General features: G+C 57.8%; 3 protein-coding genes. All 3 read left to right on the top strand.

The window, feature by feature from the left end:
* Positions 1-70 precede the first annotated feature (70 nt).
* Complete coding sequence (locus tag AC4FIC_RS11190) at positions 71-892, top strand: cyanophycinase (protein WP_100257260.1); 822 nt, start codon at positions 71-73, stop codon at positions 890-892.
* Positions 893-993: 101 nt separating this feature from the next.
* On the top strand, positions 994-3,813 hold the full coding sequence (gene cphA / locus AC4FIC_RS11185) for a cyanophycin synthetase (protein ID WP_273286490.1): 2,820 nt from the start codon (positions 994-996) through the stop codon (positions 3,811-3,813).
* A gap of 12 nt (positions 3,814-3,825) precedes the next feature.
* The gene (locus tag AC4FIC_RS11180) at positions 3,826-5,514 is read left to right on the top strand and encodes a Mur ligase family protein (protein WP_273286492.1); all 1,689 of its coding nucleotides are present in this window, start codon (positions 3,826-3,828) and stop codon (positions 5,512-5,514) included.
* Positions 5,515-5,710: the final 196 nt, after the last annotated feature.

Genomic DNA, 5,710 nt, shown 5'->3' with positions numbered 1-5,710 from the left:
AATATGGCATAAATGCTTGAATTAGCTGTAAAAATTAGCACTTTCCATTCGAGATCCATCTGAGGTTCATATGTGTCCAGCAAAGGTAGTTGACGGCGTAACAAGAGGCTTTGTTATTCCAATTGGGGGGGCAGAAGAACGCAAAAGTGATCCGGCAATACTGAAACGTTTTGTAGAATTAAGCGGCGGCAAAGCGGCCGTGATCGTCATCATTCCAACCGCGTCTAAGCTGGCGGATACCGGTGCCAACTACGAGCAGGTATTTCTCGAGTTAGGCGCTCACCAGGCTGTGTCCTTGGCCATTAGCTCACGCGACGATGCCGCTCGGGCAGACTATCTTGAGCTGCTGCAACAGGCGACTGGCATCTTTATCACCGGCGGTAACCAACTGCGCCTGTCCACCATTATTGGCGGTACGCCGGTTGCGCAAGCGATCCGTAAACTCAATGCTGGCGGTGTGCATGTGGCGGGCACCTCGGCCGGAGCGGCCATTATGCCCGAGCATATGATCGCCGGAGGACCTACAGGCGCCTTGCCCAATGAACAGGGCGTGACCTTTGCACCGGGCTTGGGGCTGATCAATAAGGTGCTGTTGGATCAGCATTTCAGTCAGCGCAATCGGTTAGGGCGCTTGCTCTCCGCCGTGTCCTATAACCCATTTGCATCGGGCTTGGGTATTTGTGAAGATACAGCGGCCTTTATCGGGCCGGATGATATGCTCGAAGTAGTCGGCAGCGGCAGCATCACGGTAGTGGATCCTTCGGGTCTAAAACACAGTTCGATGGCTGACGCCCGTATCGGCGAAGCCATCACCCTGATTGGTCTCACCCTGCATATGCTGAGCAGCGGCGCAAAGTTCGATTTAAATACCCGAGAAGCCTTTCCGAAGTGAGTCGGTTGATGTTCAGATGCCACTGACCTATGAAATCCATTTGAGTTGACGGCGCGCCTTGCTGCTCAAGTTCGAACTTAAATTTAAATAGGAAATGCCCAATGAAGTATGTTTCTTCCAATGTCTATGTCGGTCCCAGCGTTTACGCGCACTTCCCGGTCATCCGTCGAGTTGTGGATCTGGGGATATTGGAAGACTACCCCTCAGTCAAGTTGGGTGAGGCCTTTATCGATGGCCTCGTGGCCGCCTTACCGGGCCTCGATGACCACGGTTGTTCCTATGGCGTGCCCGGTGGCTTTATTCGCCGCCTGAAAGAAGATGAAGGCACCTGGATCGCCCATATTTGGGAACATGTGACCTTGGAGCTGCAGTGCATGGGCGGCAACAAAGTCAGCTTTGGGCGGACCCGCGGCGCGGGCGCGGTCGGCCGCTACAACATGGTGTACGAGTATCACCAAAAGGATGTCGGCCTGGCCGCATCCGATCTGGCGCGCCAACTCTTGATTTCCTTGATGCCGGCTGAAATTCAAGGCCAATTGAACAGCCGAGTCGATGACGATTTTGATTTTGAGCAAGAACTGGCCGACTTTATCCGCTTTGCTCAGCGCAAGGAGTTTGGCCCCAGCACCCAGGCGCTGGTCAATGCCGCCGAGGCGCGCAACATCCCGTGGTTACGCCTTAATGAATACAGTCTGGTGCAATTCGGGCACGGCAAGTATCAGCAACGGATTCAGGCCACCATTACCAGCATGACCAAGCATATCGCCGTGGAAATTTCCTGTGACAAGGAAGAAACCCATAACTTGCTCAACAGCCTGGGCCTGCCATTACCCCAACAACGCCTGGTCTATTCACAAGAGAAGGCGCTGTCTGCGGCCAAAACCATCGGCTTCCCGGTGGTGGTTAAGCCCCTCAATGCCAATCATGGCCGCGGCGTGTCGATTAATCTGACCACCCCCGAGATGGTCGTGACCGCCTTTGATTACGCACGTGAGTTTGGCACCGGTAAGGCCGTTTTAGTGGAGTCGTTCTTGACCGGTCTGGACCATCGCATGCTGGTGGTCAATGGCGAGCTGGTCGCCGTGGCCAAGCGAGTCCCCGGCCATGTGATCGGCGATGGCGTCAGTTCGGTTGCCAGCCTGATCGACCGAGTCAATGAAGATCCACGTCGGGGCGTGGGCCATGAAAAGGTGCTCACGCGCCTGGAGCTGGATGCCCAAGCCCTGAGGTTGCTGGGTGAAGCCGACTATACCGCCGATACCGTCTTAGCCCAGGGCGAACTGTTCTATCTGCGTGCCACCGCGAACCTATCGACCGGCGGCACCGCGATCGACCTTACTGATGTCGTGCACCCCGATAACCGGGCCATGGCCGAACGGGCGATCAGCGCCGTCGGGCTCGATATAGGCGGGGTCGATTTTTTGACCTCCGATATTACCCAATCCTATAAGGACGTCGGGGGCGGTATTGTTGAAGTCAATGCCGCACCCGGATTCCGCATGCACGTGGCCCCGAGCGAAGGGCAGCCGCGCGATGTGGCCGGCAAGGTTTTGGACATGTTGTTCCCAGTCGGCGAGCCGGCGCGCATCCCCATTGCCGGTATTACCGGTACCAATGGTAAAACCACCACCTCACGCATGCTGTCCCATATTCTGAAAACCGCGGGTCATATAGTGGGCATGACCTCGACCGACGGCGTGTATGTCGACGGCCGTCTGTCGGTCAAGGGCGATATGACCGGGCCGGTGTCCTCGCAAATGGTACTGCGCGATCCACTGGTTGACATTGCCGTACTGGAAACGGCGCGCGGCGGCATTTTACGCGCCGGCTTGGGCTATCGTGAGACCGATGTGTCGGCTTGTTTAAATGTCCAGGAAGACCATCTGGGCCTCAAGGGTATCGATACCGTCAGCCAACTGGCCGAGATTAAGCGCGTCGTGGTCGAAGTGGCGACCGATACTGCCATTCTCAATGCCGACGATCTGGAATGCGTTAAGATGTCGGCCTATGTGAAGGCTAAAAACATCTGCTACGTCACCATGAATTCCGGCCACAGCCTAGTGCGCGAGCACATCCGGGCCGGTGGCCGGGCGGTGGTGTTGGAACGGGGCATCAATGGCGAGATGATTACTATTTTTGACAAGGGCGTGCACATTCCGCTGTTGTGGACCCATCTGATTCCGGCCACGCTCGAGGGAAAGGCGACTCATAACGTGCAAAATGCCATGTTCGCCGCGGCCCTGGCCTTTAGCCTGAACAAGCGCCTTGAAGATATTCAGCACGGCTTACGCACCTTTAATACCACCTTCTTCCAAGCCCCAGGGCGGATGAACGTATTCGATGAACACCCTTTCAGGGTCATACTCGACTATGCGCATAACGCCGACGGCGTGCGCTCGATGAGTGAGCTGGCGTCCAAGCTGGACGTGGATGGTAAGCGTATTGTGGTCATTGCCGGTCCGGGCGACCGCCGCGATGCCGATCTGGTCAATATCAGTCGGGCCGCCGCGGGCCACTTCGACCTCTATATCTGTAAGGCCGATGACAATCGGCGTGGCCGCGGTGACGATGAGGTGCCGCAAATGATTGCCCGCGCCTTAATCGAGCAGGGCGTTCAACCCGAGCAGATCCTGGTCATTGCCGATGAGGTGGATGCCATCGACAAGGCCTTAAATCTGGCCGATCACGGCGACCTGGTGATGGTCTTCGGCGATGCCATTACCCGCTGCTGGAAGCAAATTATTCAATTTAATAACGTCACCGGTGGCCAGAGCACGACACCCACCAAGGCGCCTCAAAGCCTGGTGTCGATGTTGGATGCCGAGGAGCCCGACACCTTTGTATTGCAACCGGGTATGACCATTGTTAAAGACGAACGCGGTGTCCGAGTTGCGTTTGACACCGAAGAAGGCAGCGATTAGAGGGTCGTCTCGATGATAAATATTCAATTGGATGACAGCCGACGACTGACCGGCAAAAGCCTGCTCTGGGATCACCCGGGCGCCATTATCGACGGTTTTGTGCAGGGCATCGACAAGGCCACCGTGGTCGCCCGCTGGCAGGATTTTGCCCACCAACTGCTGCGGGCTGTGGCATGGCCCGATGAACAGACCTGCGCGCGTATTTTTGAAAATGGCATTAGCGTGGCCATCAGTGCACCCGTGGATGCCCTCTACAGCGCCTGCGAACTCAATGAGGCGGCCTGGGAGTTTGCCCGGGCCGACCTCACCAGCCAAACGGCTGAGGAGACCTGGCCCGGTTGCATCGAGCGACTGCGTAGCGCGATTGCCGCCGAGGCGCATCCAGAGCTGCTCGATTTATTGGCCCTGGCTAAGCAGCAGGGCGTGGTCGGCCTCGCCGATGACGATGCGTTCTCGCTCGGTGCCGGACCGAGCGCTCAAGTGTGGCCGATCGCCGCCTTACCCGCCCCGGCGGACATCCACTGGGCCGATTACCAGAACATACCGGTCGCGATGGTCACCGGTACCAATGGTAAATCGACCAGTGTGCGCATCTTATCGGCCATGGTCGAAGCCTCAGGGCGTCGTTGTGGCGTGACCTCAACCGATTTTATTCGCATTGGCAGCGACATTATCGATCGCGGCGATTTCTCCGGTCCCGGGGGGGCGCGCATCGTCTTGCGTCACCCCAAGACCGAGGTCGCAATCTTAGAGGTCGCCCGCGGCGGCATCTTACGTCGCGGTCTGCCGATCGATCGAGTCGATGTATGCTTGGTGACCAACGTGGCAGAAGACCATCTGGGCCAATACGGCATTAACACTGTGGAGGCCCTGGCGCAGACCAAGCTGGTGGTCAGCAAGGCCCTGTCGGGCGGTACGCTGGTGCTGAATGCCGACGACCCGCTCTTGGTGACCTTCGCCGAACCCCTTAGCGTGCGTCAATGCTGGTTTGCATTGTCCGAACACAACGAGGTGATTGCGCGCCATCGGGCCGCGCAGGGCCCGGTCTGCTTTATGCGCGCCGGCATGCTGGTCTACTTCGACGGCCAAGCCGAGCACGATATGGTAGCCGTCGACGCCATACCGATGACCTTGCAGGGCGCTGCGGTGCACAATATCAGCAATGCCTTAGGAGCCATCGGCGTGGCCCAGTGCCTCGGGCTGGATAGAGCCGACATTGCCAGCGCCCTGGAGCAGTTTGCCAGTAACGTGAACGATAACCCGGGCCGAGGCAATCAGTTTGAAGTCAAGGGCGCCCGGGTCATCCTCGATTTTGCCCACAATCTGCACGGCATTGAGGCCATGGCCAATACCCTGGCCAAGCTGCCGGCACAGCGTAAATACCTGATGCTGAGCATGGCCGGGGACCGATCGGATCGAGAAATATTGGCCGCCACCAGCGCCGCAATGGTCATGCAGCCCGATCTGCTGATCGCCGCCGACTTGCCGGTCTATTATCGCGGCCGCAAGCCGGGTGAAGTCACCGACCTGATTGCCCAGGCCGCCCGGGCCAGCGGCATGGCCGACAGCGCGATCGAATACGCCGCCGATCCGGTGGCCGGCACCAAACGCATTGTCAGCCAGCTGCAAGCGTCTGAATTGGCGCTGTTGTTTGCCTTGTCGGATCGCGATGACATTGTTGAGTTGCTTAATCTGGGCTAGCCCGACAGCCAGCGCTTTATGCTCCATAAAGCGCTGCGTCAACCGCCGCACATACCCAATCGACTGCAATTCCCCTAGGCCATTCTGGCCACATCACCTACTGACCCCGAAGCGATCAAAATAATCGCCTCGACCCGCCTTAATCGTTGCGATCCCCATCACGCAAAATCGTCGAACTCTGTGATAGAACTGAGCC

Source organism: Reinekea sp., assembly GCF_982785585.1.
The sequence above is the reverse complement of the archived record's forward strand: the minus strand, read 5'-3'. Positions and strand labels throughout refer to the sequence as shown.